Annotated in this window: 23 protein-coding genes; 11 read left to right on the top strand and 12 right to left on the bottom strand. The window is 66.6% G+C overall.

All coding sequences use genetic code 11. The features are described from left to right. Window positions 1-154: 154 nt before the first annotated feature. The 3 genes from BMZ21_RS19775 (at window position 155) to BMZ21_RS19785 (ending at window position 2,025) form a co-directional block, all read left to right on the top strand. A complete protein-coding gene (locus BMZ21_RS19775) occupies window positions 155-478 on the top strand; it encodes a hypothetical protein (protein ID WP_091838025.1) in 324 nt (107 codons plus the stop codon). Window positions 479-730: 252 nt separating this feature from the next. Further along, window positions 731-1,354, top strand: coding sequence for a hypothetical protein (locus BMZ21_RS19780; RefSeq protein WP_143079739.1), 624 nt, complete (start codon window positions 731-733; stop codon window positions 1,352-1,354). Then, complete coding sequence (locus BMZ21_RS19785; RefSeq protein WP_091838030.1) at window positions 1,351-2,025, top strand: hypothetical protein; 675 nt, start codon at window positions 1,351-1,353, stop codon at window positions 2,023-2,025. Before BMZ21_RS19780 ends, BMZ21_RS19785 begins: the two co-directional genes overlap by 4 nt. 9 nt (window positions 2,026-2,034) lie before the next feature. On the opposite strand, the gene BMZ21_RS19790 is transcribed toward BMZ21_RS19785, so the two are convergent. Continuing rightward, entirely contained in the window at window positions 2,035-2,865 is an 831-nt protein-coding gene (locus BMZ21_RS19790; RefSeq protein WP_091838362.1) for a DUF3108 domain-containing protein, read from the bottom strand. Window positions 2,866-3,118: 253 nt separating this feature from the next. Between BMZ21_RS19790 and rpmB the strand changes: the two genes are divergently transcribed. Beyond that, a complete protein-coding gene (gene rpmB, locus BMZ21_RS19795) occupies window positions 3,119-3,406 on the top strand; it encodes a 50S ribosomal protein L28 (protein WP_091838032.1) in 288 nt (95 codons plus the stop codon). A gap of 157 nt (window positions 3,407-3,563) precedes the next feature. Here rpmB and BMZ21_RS19800 read toward each other — a convergent pair whose 3' ends face one another. The 8 genes from BMZ21_RS19800 to BMZ21_RS19835 all read right to left on the bottom strand — a co-directional run bounded on the left by BMZ21_RS19800 (window position 3,564) and on the right by BMZ21_RS19835 (window position 11,546). After that, the gene (locus BMZ21_RS19800; RefSeq protein WP_091838034.1) at window positions 3,564-4,574 is read right to left on the bottom strand and encodes an esterase-like activity of phytase family protein; all 1,011 of its coding nucleotides are present in this window, start codon (window positions 4,572-4,574) and stop codon (window positions 3,564-3,566) included. Then, window positions 4,571-6,466 carry a cobaltochelatase subunit CobT gene (gene cobT, locus BMZ21_RS19805; protein WP_091838036.1) on the bottom strand — a complete coding sequence of 632 codons (1,896 nt, stop codon included), beginning with the start codon at window positions 6,464-6,466 and terminating at the stop codon, window positions 4,571-4,573. The genes BMZ21_RS19800 and cobT overlap by 4 nt, the downstream gene beginning before the upstream one ends. Continuing rightward, window positions 6,463-6,900: a GNAT family N-acetyltransferase gene (locus BMZ21_RS19810; RefSeq protein ID WP_167561681.1), complete on the bottom strand. Its 438-nt coding sequence runs from the start codon at window positions 6,898-6,900 to the stop codon at window positions 6,463-6,465. The genes cobT and BMZ21_RS19810 overlap by 4 nt, the downstream gene beginning before the upstream one ends. 10 nt (window positions 6,901-6,910) lie before the next feature. Further along, window positions 6,911-7,261 carry a GFA family protein gene (locus BMZ21_RS19815; protein WP_091838041.1) on the bottom strand — a complete coding sequence of 117 codons (351 nt, stop codon included), beginning with the start codon at window positions 7,259-7,261 and terminating at the stop codon, window positions 6,911-6,913. 65 nt (window positions 7,262-7,326) lie between these two features. Further along, window positions 7,327-8,319: a cobaltochelatase subunit CobS gene (gene cobS, locus BMZ21_RS19820; RefSeq protein ID WP_091838043.1), complete on the bottom strand. Its 993-nt coding sequence runs from the start codon at window positions 8,317-8,319 to the stop codon at window positions 7,327-7,329. A 157-nt stretch (window positions 8,320-8,476) separates the two neighbouring features. Then, entirely contained in the window at window positions 8,477-9,616 is a 1,140-nt protein-coding gene (locus BMZ21_RS19825) for a glycosyltransferase family protein (RefSeq protein WP_091838046.1), read from the bottom strand. Next, complete coding sequence (locus BMZ21_RS19830; protein ID WP_091838049.1) at window positions 9,613-10,884, bottom strand: glycosyltransferase; 1,272 nt, start codon at window positions 10,882-10,884, stop codon at window positions 9,613-9,615. The genes BMZ21_RS19825 and BMZ21_RS19830 overlap by 4 nt, the downstream gene beginning before the upstream one ends. Further along, a complete protein-coding gene (locus BMZ21_RS19835) occupies window positions 10,881-11,546 on the bottom strand; it encodes a hypothetical protein (RefSeq protein WP_091838051.1) in 666 nt (221 codons plus the stop codon). The genes BMZ21_RS19830 and BMZ21_RS19835 overlap by 4 nt, the downstream gene beginning before the upstream one ends. A gap of 24 nt (window positions 11,547-11,570) precedes the next feature. Here BMZ21_RS19835 and BMZ21_RS19840 point away from each other — a divergent pair, with 24 nt between their 5' ends. Continuing rightward, window positions 11,571-12,176, top strand: coding sequence for a hypothetical protein (locus tag BMZ21_RS19840; RefSeq protein WP_143079740.1), 606 nt, complete (start codon window positions 11,571-11,573; stop codon window positions 12,174-12,176). Window positions 12,177-12,180: 4 nt separating this feature from the next. On the opposite strand, the gene BMZ21_RS19845 is transcribed toward BMZ21_RS19840, so the two are convergent. The 3 genes from BMZ21_RS19845 to BMZ21_RS19855 are packed head-to-tail and all read right to left on the bottom strand — an operon-like array spanning window position 12,181 to window position 17,118. Then, entirely contained in the window at window positions 12,181-13,917 is a 1,737-nt protein-coding gene (locus tag BMZ21_RS19845; protein WP_167561682.1) for an adenylate/guanylate cyclase domain-containing protein, read from the bottom strand. Window positions 13,918-13,933: 16 nt separating this feature from the next. After that, window positions 13,934-14,383 carry a cyclic nucleotide-binding domain-containing protein gene (locus BMZ21_RS19850; RefSeq protein WP_091838059.1) on the bottom strand — a complete coding sequence of 150 codons (450 nt, stop codon included), beginning with the start codon at window positions 14,381-14,383 and terminating at the stop codon, window positions 13,934-13,936. Beyond that, window positions 14,380-17,118: an ABC transporter transmembrane domain-containing protein gene (locus tag BMZ21_RS19855; protein ID WP_143079741.1), complete on the bottom strand. Its 2,739-nt coding sequence runs from the start codon at window positions 17,116-17,118 to the stop codon at window positions 14,380-14,382. The genes BMZ21_RS19850 and BMZ21_RS19855 overlap by 4 nt, the downstream gene beginning before the upstream one ends. Window positions 17,119-17,439: 321 nt before the next feature. On the opposite strand from BMZ21_RS19855, the gene BMZ21_RS19860 reads away from it, so the two are divergent. The 6 genes from BMZ21_RS19860 to BMZ21_RS19885 are packed head-to-tail and all read left to right on the top strand — an operon-like array spanning window position 17,440 to window position 25,366. Further along, entirely contained in the window at window positions 17,440-19,317 is a 1,878-nt protein-coding gene (locus BMZ21_RS19860) for an ABC transporter ATP-binding protein (protein WP_091838064.1), read from the top strand. Next, window positions 19,317-21,230 (top strand): ABC transporter substrate-binding protein, encoded by a 1,914-nt coding sequence (locus tag BMZ21_RS19865; protein WP_091838066.1) that lies wholly within the window; start codon window positions 19,317-19,319, stop codon window positions 21,228-21,230. The genes BMZ21_RS19860 and BMZ21_RS19865 overlap by 1 nt, the downstream gene beginning before the upstream one ends. A gap of 5 nt (window positions 21,231-21,235) precedes the next feature. Further along, window positions 21,236-22,234 carry an ABC transporter permease gene (locus tag BMZ21_RS19870; RefSeq protein ID WP_091838364.1) on the top strand — a complete coding sequence of 333 codons (999 nt, stop codon included), beginning with the start codon at window positions 21,236-21,238 and terminating at the stop codon, window positions 22,232-22,234. Then, entirely contained in the window at window positions 22,231-23,409 is a 1,179-nt protein-coding gene (locus BMZ21_RS19875; protein WP_425285453.1) for an ABC transporter permease, read from the top strand. Before BMZ21_RS19870 ends, BMZ21_RS19875 begins: the two co-directional genes overlap by 4 nt. 29 nt (window positions 23,410-23,438) lie before the next feature. Further along, entirely contained in the window at window positions 23,439-24,578 is a 1,140-nt protein-coding gene (locus tag BMZ21_RS19880) for a glycosyltransferase family 4 protein (protein ID WP_091838069.1), read from the top strand. Continuing rightward, entirely contained in the window at window positions 24,575-25,366 is a 792-nt protein-coding gene (locus BMZ21_RS19885) for a polysaccharide deacetylase family protein (RefSeq protein WP_091838072.1), read from the top strand. The genes BMZ21_RS19880 and BMZ21_RS19885 overlap by 4 nt, the downstream gene beginning before the upstream one ends. Window positions 25,367-25,438: the final 72 nt, after the last annotated feature.

Raw genomic sequence — 25,438 nt, forward strand, 5'->3', positions numbered from 1 at the left:
CGCCTCGAACGAGCGTTCCGCAATCCACGCAGGGGCAGAGCCTGCATGCGCGGGAAGGCATGGTAGCCGAATTGCCGGCGGGGATGGGCGGCGATCTTATCCCCCGCGCTTCCGGCGGCCTCAGAATGGCGCGCTCAAAACAGGGGAGCACGCCATGCCGGATCAGCCGTATCATTCACCCAGTGATAGCGCGCGCTGGCGCGAGATCGTCCTTTTGCGCCGCGGGCTCGTTTCGCTGAAGGCGCAGACGCGGCTGCTGCGCCATGAGCTCGCCCGCAAATACAATCCCGACCAGCCGCGCGTGCCGGCTGGCAATACCGGCGGCGGGCAATGGACCAGCGGTGGAGGCGGGGGCGGCCCGGCGTTGGCCGGAACGGAATTTCTGAGCGACCTTGGCGCTGCCCTGTCGAGTGCGCTGAACTTCGGCGATGTCGTCGCCGATACCAGCGGCGAGGAGAGTTGGGCTTTCTATCAGTAAGGGACGCGCACGGACGGCTCGCTGGCCGAACGCGCCGTCGTCAACCGCGACGGCTCGACCATCCACTCCGAGTTCGCCGAGCCCGACCGCAGGAACGACTGGGACGAGCGGCACACCGTCACCTCGCCCGAAGGCGGCAAGACCACCTTCGAGACAGCCGACCGCACCCAGACGATCCGCGATGGTGGTCCCGACGGCGAGGTCGTTTCGCGCTCGACCTGGACCGAACGCGGGCCGGAGCGCGAGGCGACCGTGCAGCAGGCGTTCGCTCCATTGCTGCCCGCTGCCCCCGCGGCGGCGGAGGTCACGATCACATCGGCTCTGACGCTCTTCACCTGGCTGTCGGCGCGAAACAAGACCGATGGGCTGGAAGCGACCATTGCTTTTAACGCGCGAGATTATCGGCCCGGCGAAGCGCCTGGCTTCGACCTTGGCTATGTCGGCCAGATCAGCCGCTCCGAAGCGGAAGCAGCCTGTCGCAATCTGCCCGAACTGCAGTCCCGCCTCGACGCCGCCATTGCGACGGTCGGGCCCGCGAGCAAATATCCATCACCGGCCGTTTACGGGACGTATGTGCATACGAACATGGGCAACCAAATCACGACGCAGAACTATCCCGACCTGAAGGCCGAGCGGTCGTTCTTGAAGGAGTTAAGCGAACCGACCTCGGAGACCCTGCGCCGGTACGGTTATCCCGATACAGTGCGTTATGACGCCTACGAATTGAGGGCTGACGGAACACTTTGCATTTACGATTTCAAGGCCGGGAGACGAGGCCTGTCCGTTCGCCGCTCGGATATTTTGGCGAACGCAGGGCGATATGGCTTTGCTAGCGCACGTCGCATCGTCGTCCTCGAAGTCAGGCCGAGCAAGTGACATCGAAGAAGCAAATTGCCGAGCTCCTCGATACATTGGTAGCTCGGCACCATGACTTGGTACGATATGGACCGTTTGTCGTCCTCAGGCCACTACGCCATATCATCCGTTCCGTCTCGATCGATCGTACGAGGGTATCCGACCTGCCGGATCTATTCTTCTCGATCGGCTATACCTGCGACCCCGGCGCAACCGTGCAAGGCTTTTGGCTCGAGGGTTTCTCGACCGGCCAGGACCAGCCACGATACTGGTCGCAACCGAATTTCAAGGATGCATTCCTCCAAGTCGTGGAGGAACGCATCTTACCGATGCTGAGATCCATCGAAAGCTTCGATGCGCTTCTGAGCTTCGACCAGAATCGAGAGTTTGGCTATCGTGAGACAGTCAATTCGCCGCTGCACAAGGTCCAGCTGGCTTCAGCGATGGGGCGTTTTGATGATGCGCTCGAGACCGCGCGTTGGATGGCGCTGCACCCCCGAAAATCTCGCTACTGGTCGGAGGGTAGCTATGCGCTCATTGTTGACCATCTCGCTCCCTTACTGGAAGCGCGAGACGAAACCGGTATTGCGGCCATGTTGCACGACTGGGAGATGAAGACGATCCAGAAGATCGGAGTCTTGCCGATCTTCGAGCAGGTGCCATTCCCGTTCGAACTCAGCCGTAGCCGTTGATGGGGAACCTCAATTCCGCGTCGCGGTCGCCGTCACGCCCGGATCGACCTTGAAGCTCGAGGCCTCGATCACCGCCGTGCCGATCATCGTCTTCACGGATATGCGCACCGGCAGCATCATGTTTGTGCCGGCGACGGGGGCGAGCCAGGTCGAGATCTCATTGTTCTCGGCCATGAACTTGGTCGAGGGGCGCAGGGAGCGATGGCCGGCGATCGGCACGTAGCGCGCCTGGCAGACCGAGACCGGGCCGCTATAGCCGTCGATCTTGATCTCGCGCGTGCCGGAATAACTCAGCTTGATGTCGTAGCGCGCCGCGCCGTCGAAGATCGCCAGCGTGCGGTTGCAGGCCGCCGCGCCGCCATTGCGGCCGGAAGCCTCGACCGGCATCAGGAAGGCGCTGAGCGGATCCATGATGTTGCGCTGGTGCTCGTCCTTGAGCGGGACGCGATCGGGCTTGGGATCGATCGGCGGCTCGATCGCCAGCGCCTGCACGGCATTGCCGCCGAGCGCCATGCGCACCGTGCGGCTTTCGCTGGAATTGGCCGAGGACACCGCAAAGGCCGTCGGCGAGAGCCGGCTGCCGTTGAGGTTGCCGGTCGCAGTGCCGGAACCGCGACCGCCGGTGAAACTGCCGACGAGGCCGGTCAGCTTGGCGGTGGCGTCGAGCTTGTAGCTGCCGCCGTCGATACCGCCGGCGAGATTGGCCTTGCCGAGCGACAGGCCGAGCAGGCTGACGTCATAGGTCGCATCCAGCGACGCGGCCTGTACGGCCGGCGCAGGCAGGGCAAGCATCAGCACCGCGATGAGGGCGCTGCTGGCAGGCGACAAGGCGAGCTTCATCTTGAGGCTCCGAAGCGCGACGGACATCGTCGCATGCACTGGGATTCGGTCCGAATCGTGACTGGTTCCCGTCAGCTTGGCGGGATAATGGTTACCGAGATGTTTCCGGGGCGCTTTCGCGCGACCTGCCTTGACGGGCTGTCACCGGCCCGTTATAGACCGCCCACTTCAATTTGACTTCCGGTGCTCGCCTGCCGGCACGTCGCGTGTCGGCATTTTGCGTTGAGTACTCGGAGATTTTGGGAACACGATCATGGCCCGCCGTTGCGAACTGACCGGGAAAGCCACCCTGACCGGCCACCTCGTCAGCCACTCGAACCGCAAGACCAAGACGGTCTTCCGGCCGAACCTGGTCAACGTCACGCTGCAGTCGGATGCGCTCGGCCGTTCGGTCCGCCTGCGCGTCTCGGCGAATGCGCTGCGCACCGTCGACCATCGCGGCGGCCTCGATGCCTTCCTGGTCAAGGCTCCGGCCGGTGATCTGTCGACCGGCGCGCTGACGCTGAAGCGCGACATCGAGAAGAAGCTCGCCGCCAACTGAGCGCCGGTTTCCCTCGGGACTGAACGAAGCGGCCGCAAGGCCGCTTTTTTCGTTTGGGCTCATCTCGTCATTCTCGGGCGAAGCGAAGCGCAAGAAGGCGCCGATCAGCGCCTCATCCTGCCTGAGACGCTCGGGCACGCCCGAGCATGACGAGCGGCTAAGGTACCAGCTCGAACTCCAGCAGCACCGTCCGCTGCAGGAAGGTCGAGAAATTATCGTCCGAGATCAGGGTGATGATGGTCCGCCCGCTCTCCTGGTGGACCGCCATCCCCTCCATGTTGTCGATTTCCTGGCCGAGATCGGCCTCGATCAGGATCGGCCCGTCGAGCTTTGCTCCGGGACGAATGGCACCCCCGGCGATGCGGCGGATGCGCATGCCGACGCCGCGCAGCGGCTTGTACCAGCGCTCCAGCAGCAGCATGTCGCCGCCCGGCAGGAAGGCGAGGTCGGTGATGTCGTAGCCGTCGCGGCGGACCACCTGCAGCGTACCCGGCTGGCGCCCGCCAAGAATGAAGCCCGTGGTCGGCTCGTCCTCGCGGCCCGAGCGCTCGGAGATCGCGATCAGCGCCCCGGCAAGCGGGTGGCCGGCCGGCAGCACGCCGAGCGCCTCGAAGCCTCGATTGCTCGGCAGGCGCTTGGCAGCCGGAAGCACCGGCACGAGCTGCGCCCGCGCCTCGACGCCATGGCGCGCGAAGTCGAAGCGCAGGATGTCATGGGTACGCTCGACGCCGATGAAGGCCGTGCCGCCCTGGATCGCCAGCGATTCGGTATCGAAATAGCGCGAGCGATGCAGCGGCTTGCCGGACGCCCCAAGGATCGGCGCGAGTTCCGCCTCCTCCAGCCCCGCGAGCTTGCCCAGCTTGCGAGCGACCCTTGCCGTCAGCCAGAAGCCGTTGTCGGTAATCGCGACGATCCGTTCCCCGTCGGGCGAGCGCCACAGCCCGGAGAAACCTCCAAAGCGGGGATGGCTGCCGGAGAGCTGGAGCCCGCCACGAAAGGTCAGCTGGCCGAAACGTGTCTTCGTGGCATTGCCCGGCTCGAAGCTCGCGATCGGCCGGGCAGAGATGCTGACCGAGACGCGCCCGGGTTCCAGGCTCTGAGCCCGTGCGGGCAGGCTGAAAGCCGCCGCGCCGAGGCCGGCGAGGACGCTGCGACGGCTGGGGCTCATTGCAGGCGGCGCGAGCCCCGCGAATTTGTCCCGGCGGCATCCTCCTCGAACAGCTCGGCCAGCTTCTCCGTCATCACGCCGCCGAGCTCCTCGGCATCGACGATGGTGACGGCGCGGCGGTAGTAGCGGGTGACGTCGTGGCCGATGCCGATCGCGATCAGCTCGACCGGCGAGCGGGTCTCGATCTCGGCGATGACATGACGCAGATGCCGCTCCAGATAGCTGCCGGCATTGACCGAGAGGGTAGAATCGTCGACCGGCGCGCCGTCCGAGATCACCATCAGGATCTTGCGCTGCTCGGGGCGGCCGAGCAGGCGCTTATGCGCCCAGTCGAGCGCCTCGCCGTCGATGTTTTCCTTGAGCAGCCCCTCGCGCATCATCAGCCCGAGATTCTTCCGCGCCCGCCGCCATGGCGCATCGGCCGCCTTGTAGATGATGTGCCGGAGATCGTTGAGGCGACCGGGATTGGCCGGCTTGCCCGATTGCAGCCAGCTCTCGCGCGACAGCCCGCCCTTCCAGGCGCGGGTGGTGAAGCCGAGCAACTCGACCTTGACGCCGCAGCGCTCCAGCGTCCGCGCCAGGATGTCGGCGCAGGTCGCCGCGACCGTGATCGGCCGGCCGCGCATCGAGCCGGAATTGTCGATCAGCAGCGTCACCACCGTGTCGCGGAAGTTCGTGTCCGATTCCTGCCGGAAGGAGAGCGGCTGGAACGGGTCGATGATGATGCGCGGCAGGCGCGAGGGATCGAGCGCGCCCTCCTCCAGGTCGAACTGCCAGGAGCGGTTCTGCTGCGCCATCAGGCGGCGCTGCAGCCGGTTCGCCAGCCGGGCGACGACGCCCTGAAGATGCGCCAGCTGCTTGTCGAGATAGGCGCGCAGGCGGGTCAGTTCCTCGGCGTCGCAGAGCTCCTCGGCCGTGACGATCTCGTCGAACTTCTGGGTATAGGCCTTGTAGTCGGTCTGCGGCCGGTCATTGGCGCGGCTGTCGCGCGGACGCGGCGCCTCGCCGGCCTCCTCGGCCTCGGAATTCTCGTCTTCCTCGTCCCAGTCGCCGGCCGGCGCATCGGCCGCCTCGGAAGCGCCTTCCTGCAACTCCTCGGCGGCGTCCTCGCTGGTCTCGGTTTCAGAGCGCTCGCCCTGGCTCTGCTGCTCGGCTTCGCCCTCTTCCTGCTGCTGGTCGTCGGAGGACTGGTCCTGATCGTCCTCGTCCTCCTCGGCGTCGTCGCCCTGGCTCGACTGCTCGGCCATGTCGAGCGAGACGAGCAGGTCGCGCACGGTGCGAGCGAAGGCGCGCTGATCCTCGATCGACTTCGACAGCCGGTCGAGATCGTCGCCCGCCTTGGCCTCGATCTGCTCGCGCCAGAGATCGACCAGCTTCTCCGCCGCCTTGGGCGGCTTCAGGCCCGTCAGGCGCTCGCGCACCATCAAACCGAGCGCATCTTCCAGCGGCGCATCGGCCCGGTCGGTGATCTCCTCATAGCGGCCGCCGCGATGATAGCGGTCCTCCAGCATCGCCGAGATGTTGCCGGAGACGCCGCTCATCCGGCGCGAGCCGACGCTCTCGACCCGGGCCTGCTCGACGGCATCGAAGACGGCGCGGGCCGCATCGCCCTCGGGCGCGGCGCGGCGATGAACCGCCGCATCGTGGCAAGCGAGGCGCAGCGCCATCGAATCGGCATGGCCGCGCAGGATCGCGACATCGCCCGCGGTGAGCTTGCGCGGCGGCTCCGGCAGCCGCGCGCGCTCGCCGACCAGCGAGGGTTTGTCGGCGGCGAAGACGATCTCCATCTCCGGCTTGCGCGCGATCGCCTTCATCGCGCCCGAGACCGCCCGCTTCAGCGGCTCGGCCGGGGCTTCCTTCGGGGTTCCGGGCTTGCGATTGGAAATGCTCATAGCGCCTTCATGAAGTGGTGGAAGCTCTGCCCGGCGACCGGATAGTCCTCCATGCGGCCGCATTCGCGATAGCCCATGCGGGGGTAGAAGCCCGGCGCCTGGATGCTCATCGTGCCCAGATAGACGCCGCGCGCGCCATAATCGCGCGCCGCCTGCTCTGCCATCGCCAGCAGCGCCTCGCCATGGCCGGCGCCGCGATGGGCCTCGTCGATCCAGAACAGGTCGACATAGAGCCACTCCCATTTCAGCTCGCCGATCAGGCCGCCGACCATGGCGCCGTTCTCGTCGCGCAGGCTGAGCGCCAGGGGCTCGGCCCTGCGCGGCCCGACCCTGGCCTCGTTATGGGCGGAGAGGCCGCGCACCACGGCCTCGCGCGTCGCGGCGAAATCCGCCTCGCGCTGGATCGTGGCCTGCTTGCTGTCGGCGGCGCTCACGACGTGCTCCTCAGCGCGAGCGCCCGTCATACATCGTCGGGCTCAGCTCGGTCGGCTCGACGCCGGCGAGACAGCGGACGTTAATCGCGACGGTCGGCGTGCCGTCCGGCGCGTTGGCGCGGGCGAAGGATTCCATGCCGCAGGTCTCGCAGAAGAGATGCTGGATCTTCTGCGAGTTGAAGCGGTATTCGGTCAGCGCATCCTCGCCCTTGGTCAGGGTGAAGCTGGTCGCCGGGCTGAAGGCCAGCACCGAGCCGCGGCGCTGGCAATAGGAGCAGTTGCAGGTGATCGTCCGCGAGAGGTCGGCCTCGACCTCGTAGGCGACCCGCCCGCAGTGACAGGAACCTTCATACCGAGCCATGGCCGGCCTCCTGCTGGTTGAGCCTGGTCCGATCGCGAGAATGGGGCCACTCTCGCGAGGGCGTTTCAGCTCAAAACGACGTTGACCGCGCTTTCCGGCAATTCCTTGCCGAAGGAGCGCTGGAAGAACTCGGCCACCAGCGTGCGCTCCATCTCGTCGCACTTGTTGAGGAAGGTGACGCGGAAGGCGAAGCCGATATCGCCGCCGAAGATCGCCGCGTTCTCCGCCCAGGTGATCACCGTACGCGGGCTCATCACGGTCGAGAGATCGCCGTTCATGAAGGCGTTGCGGGTGAGATCGGCGACGCGGACCATCTTGTTGACGGTGTCCTTGCCCTCCGGCGAGGTCTGGTAGTGCTTCGACTTGGCGAGCACGATCGCGACTTCGTTGTCGTGGGGCAGGTAGTTCAGCGTGGTGACGATCGACCAGCGGTCCATCTGGCCCTGGTTGATCTGCTGGGTGCCGTGATAGAGGCCCGAGGTGTCGCCGAGGCCGACCGTGTTGGCGGTGGCGAACAGCCGGAACGCGCCGTGCGGGCGGATGACGCGCTTCTGGTCGAGCAGCGTCAGCTTGCCCGACTGCTCCAGAATGCGCTGGATCACGAACATCACGTCCGGGCGGCCGGCATCGTACTCGTCGAAGACCAGCGCGATGTTGTTCTGCAGCGCCCAGGGCAGGATGCCATCCTGGAACTCGGTGATCTGCTTGCCTTCCTTCAGCACGATCGCGTCCTTGCCGACAAGGTCGAGGCGCGAGACGTGGCTGTCGAGGTTGACGCGGACACAGGGCCAGTTGAGGCGGGCCGCGACCTGCTCGATATGGGTCGACTTGCCGGTGCCGTGATAGCCCGAGATCATTACGCGGCGATTATGGGCGAAGCCGGCGAGAATCGCGATCGTGGTGTCGCGGTCGAAACGGTAGTCCGCGTCGAAGTCGGGAACATGCGCCTCGGCCTGCGAATAGGCCGGCACCTCCAGATCGCTGTCGATCCCGAAGACCTGACGCACCGACAGCTTCATGTCGGGCATCCCGGGGGCGGAGGCAGTCGTCGTTGTCATCGTTCTTCTCCGGGCGCAGGACAGGGGCCGGCTGAAGATCCGGTGTCCTGGAGCCGACCGAAAGGGAGGCGTGTAGAACCTCATTAAAGCGAAAGCCTTGGGCCGGCAATTCGCAAGAGGCATGCCGTCCCTTCGCCGGCATGCATTCACGCACGGCTCAGGGACGATCCGCGAGCAGCTTCGCGATCGCCGCGACAGTGCCCGCCGCACCGTCGAGATCCACTGTCGCGGCCGGCGGGACGCCTTGCACCAGCGCCGTCTCGATGGCGGCAGCGAGCGCCTGCGCCCCGTCGGCAAGTTTCACGACGCGAGCCAGCCCGGCCCGTTCCAGCGCGGCGGCGCGCAGGGCCTGCTCGGTCTCGTTGCCGGCGTCGAAGGGGACGAGCAGCGCCGGCCGCCCGGCCTGCAACAAGTCGAGCGCGGTGTTGTAGCCGGCCTGGCTGATCGAGAGCGCGCAGCCGGCGAGAAGGCCGGGGAAATCCGGCCGGGCCCGTTCGACGACGGCATTGTCCGGAGCCGATTGTCGCAGGGTGGCGAAGTCGGCCTCGGAGACGCCGCGGCCGATCAGGAGATGGAAAGGCCGCTGCGGCAGCAGCCGGGCAGCGGCGAGCGCGGTCTCGAACAGGGGCAGCGCCGCCGCAGAGCCGCCGCCGGAGACGAGGATCGCCCCTGAAGAGCCGGCGGCTCCGCTCGATGACCCAGGCGGCTCCGCCAGATAGCCAGTATAGATGAGCTTGCCTGCGATCTCCGGCGTCACCGGCCAGGAGGCTTCGAGCGGCAGGACGCCTGGGTCGCCATGGACCAGCACCGCATTGAACAACTTGGCGATCCGCTCGGCCGTCTCGGCCGATCGATCCGGGCGCTGCGGCGCGACCAGCACGTCGCGGATCGACGACAGGACGAGCGCATCCGGATTGGCATCGCGTGCTGCCGCGATCAGCGCCAGGAACTCGCTGGCGAGCTGGCGCCGGCCGAACGGGAAATGCTCGGTGACGACGATATCGGGCGACATCTCGCGCGCCAGTGCGACCAGTTGCTCGCACCTTGCGGCCAGTCGCTCCGGCGTAGCGGCCCTTCCGTCCTCGTCGAGCAGATTGCGGAAATCCGTGCCTTGCGTGCGCACCGGCGGCAATTGCACGAAGCGATAATCCGCCGCCGCCTTGCCGTCCAGCATGCCGCCGCTGGCAAGCGTCACCTTGTGACCTGCTCCAGCCAGCGCCCGCGCCAATTGCCGCGCCCGCACCAAATGGCCGATCCCGAGCAGATGCGTGACCGCAACCAGGATGCGTGCGCTCATGGCGCGCCATCATCCTTACCGGCGACCGCCGCCAGCAGCGCCCGATGCACCCGTTCCAGCCCGGCCTGTGCCGAGAACTCGGTCCGCAACCTGTCGAAGGCCGCGGCGCCGAGCTTCGCGCGCCAGTGCCGATCGCGCGCCAGCCCCTCCAGCGCTTTGGCCAGGGCCGTGACGTCGCCCGGCCGTAAAAGCCATCCCTCGCGGCTGTGCCGCACGAATTCCGGGATGCCGGCGAAATCGGTGGCGACGATCGGCAGGGCCTGGCTCGCCGCCTCCATCACCACATTGGGCAGACCGTCGCGGTCGCCGTTGTCCGCCTGCTTCGAGGGTAGCACGAAGAGATCAGCCTCCCGCAGCGCCGCGACCACCGCATCCTGCGCCTGCGGCCCGCGCCACTCGATCCGCGCCGCGAGGCCGAGCTTGTCCGCCTGCGCCTTCAAGGCGGCAAGCATCTCGCCGCCACCGATATGGATGAGCCGCCAGTTCAGCTCGGCCGGCAGGATCGCCAGCGCTGCCAGCAGGTCGTCGAAGCCCTTCTTCGCCACCGCCCGCCCGATGGTGATGAACCGCACCGGCTCAGCCGGATCTGAGCCGTCGCGCGGCGCGCGCGCCTCGGGCGGGGCCGGAAACCGCGCGAGGTCGAGCCCGTGATAGAGCAGCGCGACCTTGTCCGCCCGCTCGGCGAGCCGGCTGAGCTCGGCATGGCCGTCGCGGGTGCAGGTCACGCCCCAGCGCGCGTCGGCGATCTTCTCGCGCTTCTCCCAGTCCGGCGTCGTCCAGATGTCCTTGGCATGGGCCGAAAACGACCAGGAGAGACCCCGGCTCAGCGCGGCATAGCGGATCACCGAGGCCGGCGTATGCAGGTAGTGAACATGGAGATGGCGCGTGTCCGCCGGCAGCTCGCGCGCCATCACGCAGGCCTGGCCGAAGCGGCGCAGGCGGTTGCGCGTGCGGTCTCGGGACAGGTCGTGAAGGAAGACGCCAAGCAGCCTGACGATGCTCGGCCGCGTGAAGGCTCGCCCAATGCCGCGCAGCACCCGCGGCCAGTCGTCATGCAGATACTCCGGCAGGTAGTGCAGGGGCGCCGCGATCTCCCGATGCATCATATGCCGCGCACCATCGGTCGGATGACGCAGCGACCAGATCGCGAAGGGCAGGCCGAGCCGCTGCAGGCCGAGCAGCTCCTGGGCAATGAAGGTCTCCGACAGGCGCGGATAGCCCTTCATCGCGATCGCGACCGCCGGCCCTTCGGACTCGGCGCTGCTCATCTGCGGCCGATCAGCATGAAGCGGGTGTAGTTCTTCGTCGGCAGCGCGCCGGCGAACCACAGCTCCGACAGCCCGGCCTGCGCCTTGAAGGCATCGAGCGAGGGCACGCAGCTGCGATGGTCCGGCTCGCGGACATAGTCGTTGGATTGCAGCAGCAGCGGCAACCCGGCCGGCAGGGTGGCGATCCAGCCCGGCACATCATCGAGATGCTCGCAGCTGGTGTTGATCACCAGCCCCGGACGCCCGCCTTCGACCTGCTCGAAATCGAGCCCCATCATGTCGGCGGTCACGGCCCGGAAACGCCCCGCAGCGACATGGCGATAGTTGAGAATTTCGGCGATCGGCGCGCAATCGGGATCGATGTCGAGGCTGACCAGCTCGGCGATGTCGAGGCGCGGCGCGGCCAGCAGCAGGGCGCCGAGGACACCGTACCAGGCGCCGAGAACGAAGACCGGTCCGTCCGGCTTCGGCAGCACTTTGGTCAACTCGTCCACCAACCAGCGCTTCGAAGCGATCTGCTTATGGTTGAAGGCAATCGAGAGATCAGCCGGCACGCCTTTGCCGACGAGCCGCGCCAGGTCGGCGACGACCGCATCGCCGGTCAAAGCTGCAACACCGCGCAGGATGTCATAGAGAGTGTCGGCAGGCGGTGCGCTGATCATGCGGGCGACGAACGGAATACCATGATGCCGGAGGATTTGCGGGCGGCGGGACCATATGCACAGCCGCCGACAAACGCCAGCGCGGCCGCGCCGGGTGTGCTGCTGCCGCATCTGTCGAATCCAGCCGCGCCATTGCGGCAGGTCCTGGCCGCTCATGCCGTGCGCCACTGCCCGCATGTGATCGAGATCGGCGGCGCCGGCTTGCCGATCACCGGTTTCCTGCATCATCGCCCAGCCTCGGTGACGGTGATCGACCCGAAGATTCCCGCTTTCGCTGCCGAGACGCTGAACGGTGCGCCCTGCCGCGTCCGGCACCTGGCCGCGAAGCTGCAACAGGTGCCACTGGCGCCGCCAGACCGACCTTTCGCGCTGGTCTTGCTCGGCCTGTCGCTGAAGCCGTTCGGCGCCAAGGCGGCCATGCCGCCGGAATTGCTGGCGCTGGCGCGAGCCGCCAGCGTGCTGGTGATCGACTACGCGCTCGACCTCCACCGGGCCAAGAACCTCATCGGAACTCTGCTGGCGACACGCGAGGACGCTCCGACAATCGATCTCGAGATCACAATCAATGACGCGGCGATGGCGCGAGCAGGCTATGATCGCCGCCGCTGGCTCGCATTCGGCGCACCCTGACTGATTATATGGGCTTCTGCTCCGCCGGCGCCCCCGGCGCCGACTCGATAACAGTCGCGGCGCCTGCCGGCGTGCTGCCGAAACCATAGACCTGCATCGGCTTGTCGCGGCCCTTGACCGCGATCTTGTGCGGGACGGTGTCGCGATAGCTGCGGCCGGTCGCGCTCACCGTCTCGGCGGAGACGACGATGTCCGAGAGGAGCCGCCGCGTCGCCGCCTCGAGCTGGCTCGCGATCATCACGGTTTCGCCGACGGTGATCTCGCGCCGCCCCATGCTCTCGTTCTCGACCGCGCCGACGATCGTCTGGCCGCCATGGATGCCGATGCCGATGCGCAGCGGCAATGGCAGGCCATTGGCGTATTCGCGGTTGAGCGCATCGACTGCGCGCACCATGTCGCCGGCCGCCGCGATCGCCGCCGCGCCCGCCCGCCCCGGCGTCGTCTCAAGGCCGAACACCGCCATCAAACCGTCGCCATAGATCGCCTCGATCCGTCCGCCATGCGCCGCGATCGCCTGGGACATCTCGTCATAGAAGCGGTTGAGCAGGGTCATCAGCTCGTGCGGCAATTGCCGCTCGGAGAGCGCGGTGAAGGCGCGCAGGTCTGCGACCATCACCGTCAGCCCCCTCTTGCCGATCCGGTCGTCGGGATCGACAGTGCCCGACGGGCCGGCGCCACGCTGCTTGGCGGCGAGCAGGATCTGGACCTGGAGATCGCGCTTCGGCCTGATCTGGCAGGCGAGCCGGACATGGTCGCCGGCCGAGATCCGGCGCAGCAGGCGCGCTTCCGCCTGAGCGGGCGGCGGCAGGTCATCTCCGCCGTCGAGCACCAGAACGCGGCAGGTGGCGCAGCGCGCCCGCCCGCCGCAGAGCGCAGCATGGGGAATGCCGAAGCGCCGGAAGATCTCGAGCAGGGTCGGGCCGGGAACGACGCGGCGCACGCCGTGGCCGACGAAGCGCACCGCGATGGCCCCTAGCGCCCGCGCGCGAAGCTCGCGCAGCACGACGAAGCCGGCAAAGCCGCCGATCAGGCCGAAGAAGGCCCGCTTGGCCCAGGTCACATGCAGATTAAAGGCGTCGACCTGGTTGGCTGTATAGAGCTCGGGCGGGAGCGCCATCATCTGGGCTTCGCGGCCTGCCACCGAAAAGCCGATGATGGCCAGAAGCGGTATCAGGATCGAAACGAGCAGGAACGGATCGCGCCAGCTCGCATAGGCGTCGCGCGCCCGGAATGTGAAGTGCAGGCCGATCACGCCATGCGTCCAGACGAGCAGGAGCAGGAAGCTCTGCGACAAGGCGAGGCCCGGCCAAAGCCGGCGCAGCACCGCGTGATAGCTCTCGTCCTGGCCGAACAGGGAACCCTGGACCCTCGTGCCGACGATATGGTCGATCAGCAGGAGCGGGATCGCGACGCCGAGGATGATCTGGATCACTTCGCGCATCGGCATGCGGAAGGTGCGCCGCTGCGCCACGCGCAGCAGGGCGAAGACCGGATGGACGATGAGCGAGCCATAGAGCGCGACCGTGCCGACCCAGCTGTGCCAGAACCAGTAGCGCCACTCCTGCGCCGCCTCCATCGCCGCAACGCCGAAGATGCCGAGCGCATGGTTGAGGAAATGCGTGGTCGCGAAGACCATCAGGATGCAGCCCGAGGCGAAGCGCACGTCGCGGCTCCAGGACGACATCTGGTCGAAGCCCGAGGCGGGCTTGCGCCCCGCCGGCGTGCTCGGAATCGCTGTCATCGGCGCACCCGGCGCTTCAATGTGTCTTCTCGCCATGCAGGACGGAGTCGGCCAGGCGGTAGAGCCGCCCGGCGAGATCGCGCGACAGCGCGACCGAGAACTCCGGAATATTGTCGAGCAGTTCGAAGAACAATGTCCGCGGCAGGCGCAGCGCGACCACGTCGGTCTTGGCGGTGGACCGCGCCGCATAGGTCTGGTTGCAGAGCAGGGGCACATCGCCGATCAGGCTGCCGCTCGCGAGCCGGAAGGTCTTTGACGGTCCTTCCGGCGCCTCATGCGACAGCTCGACCTCGCCTTCCAGCACGCAATAGACCTCCTCCGGCTTGTCGCCCTCTTCGGTGATGACGGTGCCGGCCGGGAAATGCAGCCGCTCGCCCATCAAGGCGAGCAGCTTCAGCCGCGGCCCCGGCAGCCCGCGGAACAGGGGGATCGACTTCAGGCAGCCTATATCGCTCTCGAGCGTCATGTCCTTGCCTCGATCGGAACCGCGCCATTGGGAACCGGCAGATCGTCCTGCAGATCCTCCACCTCGTCGCTGGCTCCGCTTTTGCTGCCCACGCGGGCCACAGCTCCGTTGAATACGATCTTCTCAGGGATATCGGCAGCCAGCCCCTGATCGGTCAAGAGCAGGAACACCGTCTTGTCCTGGCAATAATTGCCGATACGCTGGATCAGGCCGCCGGGATCAGCACAGGTGACGGCGAAGGCATCGAGATCGAGCACCAGGATATCGGGTCGCTTGATCAGCGCCTGTGCCAGCGGCACCATCAGCCGCAGCCGCAGCGGCAGATGGCGGCCACGCAGCCCGACATCGGTACCCAGTCCCAGGCGATAGGCCGCCGTGTCGAGCCCGGCGCGCGACAATGCCGCCCGGGCGATCTCCGCCACCTTGCGACCGGCATCGGGAACGCCGAAGCCGATACGCCCGAACAGCAGGTTGTCGCGCACGCTCGCGCCGTGGATCACATCGGCCGGATCGTAGAACTCGATCTCGTCGGCCTTCTCGCCGGGCAGATAGGTCTTGAAGCTGTGCCGTGCCCGCAGCACCCGTCGGCGCAGGGCGACATCGAGCAGATTGAGCCGGTGCTTGGGCTCGATATAGCCGAGCGCGAGCGCGACGAGCTCGCGCTGCACAGTCGGATCGAGCAGGCTGCGCCGGTCATGCCGCCGCAGCGCCTCGGCGAGTTCGCCGAGCTTCTCCAGGTCGATCTCCCCGCCGAAAGCGTAGCGCTCGAACAGGACGTGGCCCTGCGGCAGGCCGGCGAAGATCTCGACCAAGGTCGAGGCGATGCGCCCGCCGATCTCGGCCAGCGGTTCCTCTAGCGCCTCGGCCTGCAGCACCGAGCGGGCGTACGCGTCCTCGAGCAGGAATTCGGCCGGCTGGCGGCCATTGCGCATCGCGCCGAAGACGAGATTCTCCGCGATCGTCGCATTGGCGTTGTAGCGGTCGAGGTCGAAGGTCTCGATCAATCCGCCGAGCTTGGTCTTGGTCAGTTCGGCCGCGACGACCTTGCGCGCCTCGACGATGCGCTCGGCCGCGCCTTCTGGCAGCGGCGCGATCACCTTGGCGTCGAGGCCGAGCTCATAGATCTCGTCGGCGCAGCCGAGCGTGTCGAGCACGGCGAGCATCCGCTCTTCCAGCGCCTCCTCGCCGTCGAGGCCCACACCTTCATAGTCGTTCCAGTCGGCGCCGAAGGGCAATGGCGTGTTGCCGGCCCGCAGCGCCTCGATGAAGCGGCGATGCTCGTCCTGGTCGACGGCGCGGTCGGGTTTGACCACCGGCCGTCTGCGCTTCAGCGGCAGCAGGATGTTGTCGCGCAGCGAGCCGTTGATGATCTCGATCTCGGGGCCGGCATAGCCGATCAGATGGCTGGCACGCTCGACGCTGATGGCGGACAGGGGCTCGCCGTCGATCAGCACACGCCCGCCATAGCTCATCGTCTGCCGGCCGAGGATGCGGCCAAGCGTGTCGCGGCCGCTGCCCGCCGGCCCGATCAGCGCGACCTCCCCAGGTCGCTGCAAGCTCAGGCTCAGCGGTGCCAGCAAGGGCTGGCCGCGATTGTCGACCATCTCGAGCTTGTCGAGCCTGATCTCGCCGCGCGGCGGCAGCGGCGCGATCTCGCCCTTCTCCTCGAGCGTGACCACCTCGCTCGGATTGAACTGCTGGATCACCTGCTCGTATTTGATGGTGACGTCATTGCGCTGCTGCTCCCAGTCGATCAGTTCCTTGATCGGCGGCGGCAGGTCGCGATAGGCCGCGATCACCGCTACGAGCTGTCCGATGTCGAGCCGGCCCTGCAGGGCGAAGAAGCCGCCGACCGCGTAGAAGAAGAAGGGCGTGATCTGCGCCATCAGGTTGTTGAGGAACTTGACCGCGAATTTGCGCTTGTAGAGCGCATAGCGGATGTCGAACAGCGTCCCCAGCCGGCCCGCGATGTCCGACTGGATATAGGAGGTCGCGCCATTGCCCTGGATGGTCGGCCCGGCATCGACGATCTCGCCGATGCGGCCCGCGAGCTGGCGCGAGGCGATCTGGCGCTCGCGGCCCAGACGCAGCTGCTCTTTGCGCAGGATCGGGATGATGACCGCCTGCATCAGGACGATGACCAGGGCGATCGAGCCGAGCCAGACGCTCTGCATCATGATGAAGGCGAGCGCGGTCAGCGCCTGGCTGAGCAGGAAGGCCGGCTGGATGAAGGCGTCGCCGACGAAGCTGCCGATCGGCTCGACCTCGTCCTTGATCATGCTGGCGACCTCGGCCGGCTTGACCGAGCGGATCTCTTCCGGCCGGAAGCGCATGAGCTGGCTGAACAGGTCGTAGCGCATGCGCCGGAGCATGCGTTCGCCGAGCACGCCCTTCTGCAGGTTGACGATGTATTTGAAGCCGCCGTTGATCAGGACGAGCGCGAGGAAATAGAAGCTCAGCGTCAGCAGCAGGCCGAGCTGGCCGACCTTGATGCCCTCGAAAATCTGGATGCTGCCGCCGCCGAGGATATCGGGCCAATGCAGCGTCCAGTCGAACACCGTCGCCGTCGTCTTGCCATCCTTGAAGGCGCCGCCCTGGATGGCGTCGTTGACGATGCGCTTGGGGACGTCGAAGGACAGCCAGTTGAACGGGATCGAGACGAGGATCACGAGCAGAACGATGATCTGCTCCCGGCGACTCTTCTGCCAGACGTAACGGAAGAGGCTTCTCTCCAAGGGGCTTTCCCATCCCGCATCCGGACGAGCGAACACTCTGCCGGCTTGTCCCCCATATGGGGGCAGTTCACGACGCGGCGCAACATGCCGCTGGACTCGACAAGCCCGGCCGTTTCAAGTTCGCATCGAACGATGCGGCGCGCAGGCAGCGCCGCCCTGTTGCAAGATCGTCATCGGAACGGGACAAGGACGGCGGGACCGCAGAGAATGAGGGCGCTGCGTTGCAGCGGCAAACAAGCTTGGGCGGGAAATGGATCCGGATGGCGGTCTCGGCCGTTGGTCCGGACAACGAACATCAGGGGACGACGGCGTCAGCCGCAGATGAATATTCTCGAGATCAACGACCTGCGGATCGGCTTCACCATTCACGGCTTCGCTCGCGATGTCGTGAAGGGCGTCGATTTCCGGATTCCGGCCGGCAAGACCGTAGCGCTCGTCGGCGAGTCCGGCTCGGGCAAGTCGGTGATCTCGCAGGCGATCATGGGGCTGCTGCCGCGCGCCGGCGCCGTGACCGGCGGAAGCATCCTGTTCCGCGACCCACAGACGGCCGATGCCGTCACCGACATCGCCACCCTTCCCGCCGAAGGCAAGGAGATCCGCGATCTGCGCGGCGGGCGCATCGGCATGATCTTCCAGGAACCGATGTCCTCGCTCTCGCCGGTCCACACCATCGGCAACCAGATCGAGGAAGCGCTGCAGCTGCACCGGCCGATGCCGAAACCGCAGGCGCGCGAACTGATCGAGGCGATGCTGAAGCGGGTCGGCTTCAAGGATCCCACCCGCGCCTATGACTTCTACGCCTTCGAGCTCTCCGGCGGCCTGCGCCAGCGCGCCATGCTCGCCATGGCGCTGATCTGCCAGCCGGCCCTGCTGATCGCCGACGAACCGACGACCGCGCTCGACGTCACCATCCAGGCCCAGGTGCTCGACCTGATGCGCGATCTCCAGGCCGAGATGGGCATGGCGATCCTGCTGATCACCCATGATCTCGGCGTCGTCGCCAACATGGCCGATGAGGTCGTGGTGATCTACCATGGCGAGATCATGGAGAGCGGGCCGGCCGAGGATATCTTCCGCCGCCCGCAGCACCCCTACCTCAAGGCGCTGCTCAAGGCCTCGCCGCATTTCGACATGCAGGAAGGCGAGCGGCTTGTCGCCCTGCGCGAGGCGCGCCCGCGCGCGCCGGCCGCGCCGAGACCGCCGCCGCAACGCCGCGATCAGCGGGCACCGCTGCTTGCCGTGCGCAACGTCCACAAGACCTATACGACCCATTCGAGCCGCTTCTTCGGCAAGGGCACGACCTCGACCGTGACAGCCGTCAACGATGTCAGCTTCGACATCGAGCGCGGCGAATGCCTCGGACTGGTCGGCGAGAGCGGCTGCGGCAAGACCACGCTCAGCAAGCTGATCATGCGGGCGCTGACACCGGATTCGGGCGAGATCCGCTTCGACGACGGCAAGGACTGCGTCGACCTCCTCTCGCTGCAGGGCGAGGCGCTGCGCCGCTTCCGCCCCAAGCTGCAGATGATCTTCCAGGATCCGGTCTCGTCATTGTCGCCGCGCATGACCGTGATGAACCTCCTGCGCGAGCCCCTCGTCATCCACGAGCGCGGCGACGGCACCGAGCAGAAGGCTCGCGTCAAGGCCCTGATGGACGATGTCGGGCTCGATCAGCGCTTCCTCTCGCGCTACCCGCACTCCTTCTCCGGCGGCCAGCGCCAGCGCATCGGCATCGCCCGCGCGCTTGCGCTCGATCCCGAGCTGATCATCTGCGACGAGCCGGTCTCGGCGCTCGACGTCTCCGTCCAGGCGCAGATCCTCAACCTGCTCAAGGACCTGCAGGCCGAACGCGGCCTGACCTTCCTGTTCATCTCGCACAATCTCGCCGTGGTGAACTACATGGCCGACCGCATCGCGGTGATGGCGAACGGCCGCATCGTCGAGCTCGCGCCGCGCCATACGCTCTTTACCGCGCCGGTCCACCCCTACACCAAGGCGCTGTTGAAATCGGTGCCCTTCGCCGATCTCGACCGCAAGCTCGACTTCAAGCTGGCGGCGCCCGGCGGCGCCTCCGACACCCGCCACTGGCCGGCCTCCTTCAAGCCCGACGCGCAAGGCGAGCCGCTCGCCCATCTCGATCTCGGGGCCGGACATCTCGTTCTCGCCAAGCCGGGCGCCGATGTCAGGGAGCTCGCCTGATGCGGATCGCGCGGCGGAGCTTTCTCGTCGGGTCGGGCGCCGCCCTCCTCGCACCGCGGCTCGGCCTCGCCGGCGTCGAGACGCTGATCGACAGTCCGGCGCTCGCCGCCAAGGTCACGGCCGGCGAACTGCCCGGTCTCGCCGAGCGCCTGCCGAAATCGCCGCGGCTGATCAACGTGGCGGCGATGGGCCGTGCGCCCGGCCGGCACGGCGGCACCATGCGCATGCTGATGGGCGACCAGCGCGACATCCGCATGATGACGATCTATGGCTACACCCGTCTCGTCGTTTACGATGACAAGCTGGAGCTCGCGCCCGATCTGCTGGAGAGTTTCGAGGTCGAGCGCGGCCGCGTCTTCACCTTGCGGCTGCGGGCCGGTCATCGCTGGTCGGACGGGCATCCCTTCACCGCCGAGGACTTCCGCTATTGGTGGGAGGACGTCGCCAACAACAAGCGGCTCTCGCCGGGCGGGCCGCCGCAGGCGATGGTGATCTCCGGCCAGACCTGCCGCTTCGAGATCGTCGACGGGCTGACGCTGCGCTACAGCTGGGCCGAGCCGAATCCGGTCTTCCTGCCGGCGCTCGCCGGCGCCCAGCCGCTCTATATCGCCATGCCGGCGCATTATCTGAAGCAGTTCCACCAGCGCTATGCCCCCAAGGAAGAGCTGGAGCAGAAGGTCAAGGCCGGCCGGGTCAAGGACTGGGGCTCGCTGCACGAGCGCTTCTCGCGCCAGTATCGGCCGGAGAACCCCGATCTGCCGACGCTCGACCCCTGGCGCAACACCACGGCGATCCCGGCCGAGCGCTTCACTTTCGTCCGCAATCCCTATTTCCACCGGATCGACGAGAACGGCCGGCAGTTGCCCTATGTCGACGAGGTCACGCTGACCATCGGCAGCTCGGCGCTGATCCCGGCCAAGACCGCCGCCGGCGATTCTGACCTGCAGGCCCGCTATCTGCGCTTCGAGGACTACACTTTCCTCAAAGGCGCTGCGAAGCGGATGAATTTCGAGGTCAAGCTGTGGAAACGGGCCGAGGGCGCCTCGTTCGCGCTGATGCCCAATCTCAACGCGATCGATCCCATCTGGCGCGACCTCAACCGCGATGTGCGCTATCGCCGCGCGCTATCGCTCGCGATCAATCGCCGCGACATCAACCGCGTCATTTATTTCGGGCTCGCCAAGGAGAGCGGCAACACCGCTTTGCCCGAGAGCCCGCTCTACGATGCCGCACTGGCGCAGCTCAACATGACGCCGGATCTCGCCGAGGCCAACCGCCTGCTCGACGAGATCGGCCTTTCCAAGCGTGACAGCGAGCAGATCCGCCTGTTCCCGGACGGGCGGCGCCTGGAATTCACCATCGAGACCGCCGGCGCCTCGACCGAGGAGACCGACATCCTCGACCTGATCAAGCAGGACTTCATCGCGATCGGCATCAAGATCCACCCGCGTTCGAGCCAGCTCGATGTCTTCCGCCGCCGCATCCTCGCCGGCCAGACGATCATGTCCGGCTGGACCGGCATGGACAATGCGCTGGTCGCCGCCGAAATGGAGCCGGACGCGCTGGCGCCCACCTCGCCCGCCCAGTTCAACTGGCCGCGCTGGGGCCAGTATTTCGAGAGCGGCGGCCGCGAAGGCGAAGCGCCCACCATTCCGGAAGCGAAAGAGCTGGTCGAGCTCTACCGGGGCTGGCGGCATTCGGCGACCCATGAGGAGCGCCGGGACATCTGGCAGAGGATGTTGAAGATCAACGCCGAGCAATTGTTCACCATCGGCGTGGTCAACGCCACGCTGCAGCCGGTCGTCGTCGCCAGGACGCTACGCAACCTGCCTGAGAAAGGCCTCTACAGCTTCGAGCCCGGCGCCTTCTTCGGCCGCTACATGCCGGACACGTTCTGGTTCGAGGGGAAGTAATCGTGCTGCTGAAGTACATCTTCAAGCGCATTCTGGTGATGATCCCGACGCTGTTCGTCACCAGCGTCCTGATCTTCACCGTGATCAACCTCCCCGAGGGCGACTATTTCGAGACGATGGTCGCCGAAATGCAGGCCCAGGGCGAGAAGGCGGATATGAGCCGCGTCGAGTTCCTGAAGAAGGAATACGGTTTCGACAAGCCGCCGGCCGAGCGCTATCTTTGGTGGGTCACCGGCCTGCTGCGCGGCGACATGGGCTATTCCTTCGAATATCAGCTGCCTGTGCGCGACGTCGTCGGCGATCGCCTGCTGCTGACGATGATCGTCTCCTTCTTCACCATCATCTTCACCTGGATCGTCGCGTTTCCGATCGGCATCTACTCGGCGACGCACCAGTACAGCTGGGGCGATTACGGCCTCACCTTCATCGGCATGCTCGGACTCGCCATACCGCATTTCCTGCTGGCGCTGATCTTCCTCTACTTCGCCAATATCTGGTTCGGCACCTCGATCGGCGGCCTGGTCGACCCGCAATATCTCAACCAGCCGATGAGCTGGGCCAAGTTCAAATCGGTGCTGGAGCACCTCTGGATACCGGTGATCATCATCGGCGCCGGCGGCACCGCCGGCATGATCCGCAAGCTGCGCGCCAACCTGCTCGACGAACTGCAGAAGCAGTACTACGTCACCGCCCGCGCCAAGGGCCTGCCGCCGGGCAAGGCGCTGCGCAAATATCCGCTGCGCATGGCGCTCAACTTCTTCATCTCCGATATCGGCGATATCCTGCCGTCGATCGTCTCCGGCGCCGAGATCGTCGCGATCGTGCTCTCGCTCCAGACCACCGGCCCGTTGCTGATCCGGGCGCTGCAGAGCCAGGATATGTATCTCGCCGGTTCCTTCCTGATGTTCCTGTCCTTCCTGACCGTGATCGGCGTGCTGATCTCCGACATCGCGCTCGCCATCCTCGATCCGCGCATCCGCCTGCAGGGGACGGCGACCAAGTGACGACGCCTCCCGCCCCGCAGGCTTCCGAGCCGCTGCCGCATCGCTGGTCGACAGCGCCGTTCGAGCCCTATGCGATCGAGAAGATGTCGCCCGAGCAGGAGCGGGTCTACCTCGCGCCGCAATGGAAGCTGATGTGGTGGAAGTTCCGCAAGCACAGGCTCGCGGTGATCTCCGGCATCGTCATCCTGCTGATGTACCTGTCGGTCGCGATCTGCGAGTTCCTGGCGCCCTATCACTACACGACGCGCAACACCGACTTCATCCGCGCCCCGCGGCAGGAGCTGCATCTCTTCCACGAGGGCAGCTTCATCGGGCCCTTCGTCTACCCGTATGCCCAGCGCCTCAACATGGAGAACCTGAAGCGCGAATACGACATTGACGAGAGCAAGCCGCAGAAGCTGCGCTTCTTCTGCCGCGCCGACACTTACGAGTTCTGGGGCCTGATCCCCGGCAATCTCCATTTGATCTGCCCACCCGAAGGCGGCACGCTCTATCTGCTCGGCACCGACAGGCTCGGGCGCGACATGTTCTCGCGCATCCTCTATGGCGGGCGGATCTCGCTGACCATCGGCCTGCTCGGCGTCAGTGTCTCCTTCGTGCTCGGCATCATCATCGGCGGCATCGCCGGCTACTATGGCGGCAAGGTCGATCTCATCGTCCAGCGCATCATCGAGATCGTGCAGTCGCTGCCGCATATCCCGCTCTGGCTGGCGCTGGGGGCGATCATGCCGCCCTCCTGGAGCCCGCTGCTGGTCTATTTCGGCATCACCGTGATCCTTGGGCTGATGGACTGGACCGGACTTGCCCGCGCCGTGCGCTCGAAGCTGCTGGCGCTGCGCGAGGAGGATTATGTCGTCGCTGCCCAGCTGATGGGCGCCAAGCCCGCCCGCATCATCGGCCTGCACCTCGTGCCCGGCTTCATGAGCCATCTCATCGCCGCCGCGACGATCACGATCCCCAAGACCATCCTGGGCGAAACCGCACTGTCCTTCCTCGGCCTTGGCCTGCGGCCGCCCATCACCAGCTGGGGCGTGATGCTGAACGAGGCGCAGAACATCAATGTCGTCGCGCTCTATCCCTGGCTGCTCTACCCTTGCGTCCCGGTAATCGTCATCATCCTCGCCTTCAACTTCCTCGGTGACGGCCTGCGTGACGCAGCTGATCCGTATCGCTGAAGCCTGCTCGCGCCATCGCAAGACCTTTCGTGAAGATCGCATTCCACACGCCGCTCAACCGCTATGGCGACGGCGCCCCCTCGGGCGATCGGCTGATGGCGCGCCAGCTGGTGGCGCTGCTGGAAGACCTCGGCCATGCCGTCGAGATCGTCCCGGCCGAGCGCAGCTTCATGCGCGAGCCCGATCCGGCTTTGCTCACCGCGCACAAGCAGGCGGCGCAGGGCGTGATTGCCGCGCTGGAAGAGCGCTGGCAGATGCCGCGAGCCCGGCCCGACCTCATCTTCACTTATCACTGCCACTACCGCGCCCCGGACCTGATCGGCCCTGCCTTGGCCGCACGCTTCGACCTGCCCTACCTCGTCGCCGAGGCCAGCGATGCGCAAAAGCGCTTCGACGGCCCCTGGGCGGAGGCCGCCGCGCTCGCCCGCACCGCGATCCTGCGTGCCGACCTGCACCTGTGCATGACCGAGCGCGACCGCGAAGGCCTTGCCCGGCTCATCCCGGAGCCGGAGCGCGTGATCGACCTGCCGCCCTTCCTGCTCGGGGTCGAGGCGGTTCCGCAGCATTCCATAGCTCCCCGCCACGGAAACGAACCGATCCGGCTGATCGCCGTCGCGATGATGCGCCAGGGCAACAAGGCCGCCTGTTACCTCTTCCTTGCCCGCACGCTCACCCACATGGCCGACCTGCCCTGGACATTGACACTGATCGGCGACGGCCCCGAGCGATCCATCATCGAAGCCGCGTTCGCTGAATTTCCGCCTGGCCGCGTCCGTTTCCTCGGAAAGCAGGCCCGCCCCGACATCCTCACCGAACTCACGAACCACGACCTCTTCGTCTGGCCGGGCCTGAACGAGGCCTATGGCGTCGTGTATCTCGAAGCGCAGGCGGCAGGACTTGCCGTTGCCGCACTCGACAGCGGCGGTGTTCCGGCTGTGGTGGACCGCAATCGCACCGCGCTCCTCGCCCCCCACGGCGATGAGGCCGCGCTGGCCGCGACGATCGCACGGTTGATCGGCGATGCTGAACTTCGCGCCTGCATGGGTTCGGCAGCGCAAGTGTTCGCGCGCCAGGAACGCAACGGCGATGGCGCCCGCAAAATTCTCGCCAGCGCGCTGGATGCCACCATCGCCCGGCACGGCCGCAAGACCTTGGAGATCGCGCCGTGACTGAGGATGCCGCCTGGTCCGCGCTAGTGACCGAACTCGACGGCTGGGCAATCGCCGGCAAACGCCTCGATCTCTGGCTCCGCGACGACGACGCGACCGCTCCCAGCGACCAGCTCGACCGGCTGGCAGCCCTTGCCGAGCGCTTCACGATCCCCGTACTGCTGGCCTCGATCCCGCTGATGGCACAGGACACTCTGGCGAGGCGGCTCGAGACCGCACCGCTGCTGCGCCCCTGTCAGCACGGCGCCCGGCACCGCAGCCATGCCCCACCGGGCGAGAAGAAAAACGAATTCGGCCTGCACCGGCCAACTGCCGACATCGCCGCCGAGATCGCGGCCAGCCGGGAGCGCCTTCGGGAGCTGTTCGGCCGTTCCTTCCTCCCTGTCTTCGTGCCGCCTTGGAATCGCATTCATCCGGATATCGCGGCGGAATTGCCGAGCCTCGGCTTTGTCGGTCTGTCCTGCTTCCGCAGTTTCGCGCTCGGGCCAGCCGGCGGCCCTCGCCTCGTCAACACCGATCTCGACCTGATCGACTGGCCCAATGGCCGTGTCGGTCGGCAGCCCGGCGATCTCCTGACCGAGATGGTCCAAACGCTCGCCATTCGCCGCGCGAACCCGAGATCGAACCAGCCTTTCGGCCTGCTGCTGCACCATCACGATCACGATGCCACGGCCTGGGACTTTCTCACGAATCTGCTGGAACGGCTCTCCGGTCACGCCGCTGTCGCATTCTCCAGTCCCGATGCGCTCTTCGGCGCTGCAACAAACTTGGCAACGGACTTGGATTGACGCGCCGCCGGCGCTATGGTTTTGGCCAGTTCGGGTGCGTTCCTTGCGTCCCCCGGAGGCCATCTGACCTTC

Source organism: Allobosea lupini, from assembly GCF_900109525.1.
In the GTDB taxonomy this organism is placed as follows: domain Bacteria; phylum Pseudomonadota; class Alphaproteobacteria; order Rhizobiales; family Beijerinckiaceae; genus Allobosea; species Allobosea lupini.

Excerpts from the sequence above, each read along its gene's own strand:
- BMZ21_RS19840 (WP_143079740.1), top strand. The coding sequence starts at position 11,571 with ATGCCGGAGGATTTGCGGGCGGCGGGACCATATGCACAGCCGCCGACA.
- BMZ21_RS19775 (WP_091838025.1), top strand. The coding sequence starts at position 155 with ATGCCGGATCAGCCGTATCATTCACCCAGTGATAGCGCGCGCTGGCGC.
- cobT (WP_091838036.1), bottom strand. The coding sequence starts at position 6,466 with ATGAGCATTTCCAATCGCAAGCCCGGAACCCCGAAGGAAGCCCCGGCC.
- BMZ21_RS19815 (WP_091838041.1), bottom strand. The coding sequence starts at position 7,261 with ATGGCTCGGTATGAAGGTTCCTGTCACTGCGGGCGGGTCGCCTACGAG.
- BMZ21_RS19800 (WP_091838034.1), bottom strand. The coding sequence starts at position 4,574 with ATGAGCCCCAGCCGTCGCAGCGTCCTCGCCGGCCTCGGCGCGGCGGCT.
- BMZ21_RS19860 (WP_091838064.1), top strand. The coding sequence starts at position 17,440 with ATGAATATTCTCGAGATCAACGACCTGCGGATCGGCTTCACCATTCAC.
- BMZ21_RS19835 (WP_091838051.1), bottom strand. The coding sequence starts at position 11,546 with ATGATCAGCGCACCGCCTGCCGACACTCTCTATGACATCCTGCGCGGT.
- BMZ21_RS19830 (WP_091838049.1), bottom strand. The coding sequence starts at position 10,884 with ATGAGCAGCGCCGAGTCCGAAGGGCCGGCGGTCGCGATCGCGATGAAG.
- rpmB (WP_091838032.1), top strand. The coding sequence starts at position 3,119 with ATGGCCCGCCGTTGCGAACTGACCGGGAAAGCCACCCTGACCGGCCAC.
- BMZ21_RS19845 (WP_167561682.1), bottom strand. The coding sequence starts at position 13,917 with ATGACAGCGATTCCGAGCACGCCGGCGGGGCGCAAGCCCGCCTCGGGC.
- BMZ21_RS19825 (WP_091838046.1), bottom strand. The coding sequence starts at position 9,616 with ATGAGCGCACGCATCCTGGTTGCGGTCACGCATCTGCTCGGGATCGGC.
- BMZ21_RS19850 (WP_091838059.1), bottom strand. The coding sequence starts at position 14,383 with ATGACGCTCGAGAGCGATATAGGCTGCCTGAAGTCGATCCCCCTGTTC.
- BMZ21_RS19790 (WP_091838362.1), bottom strand. The coding sequence starts at position 2,865 with ATGAAGCTCGCCTTGTCGCCTGCCAGCAGCGCCCTCATCGCGGTGCTG.
- cobS (WP_091838043.1), bottom strand. The coding sequence starts at position 8,319 with ATGACAACGACGACTGCCTCCGCCCCCGGGATGCCCGACATGAAGCTG.
- BMZ21_RS19865 (WP_091838066.1), top strand. The coding sequence starts at position 19,317 with ATGCGGATCGCGCGGCGGAGCTTTCTCGTCGGGTCGGGCGCCGCCCTC.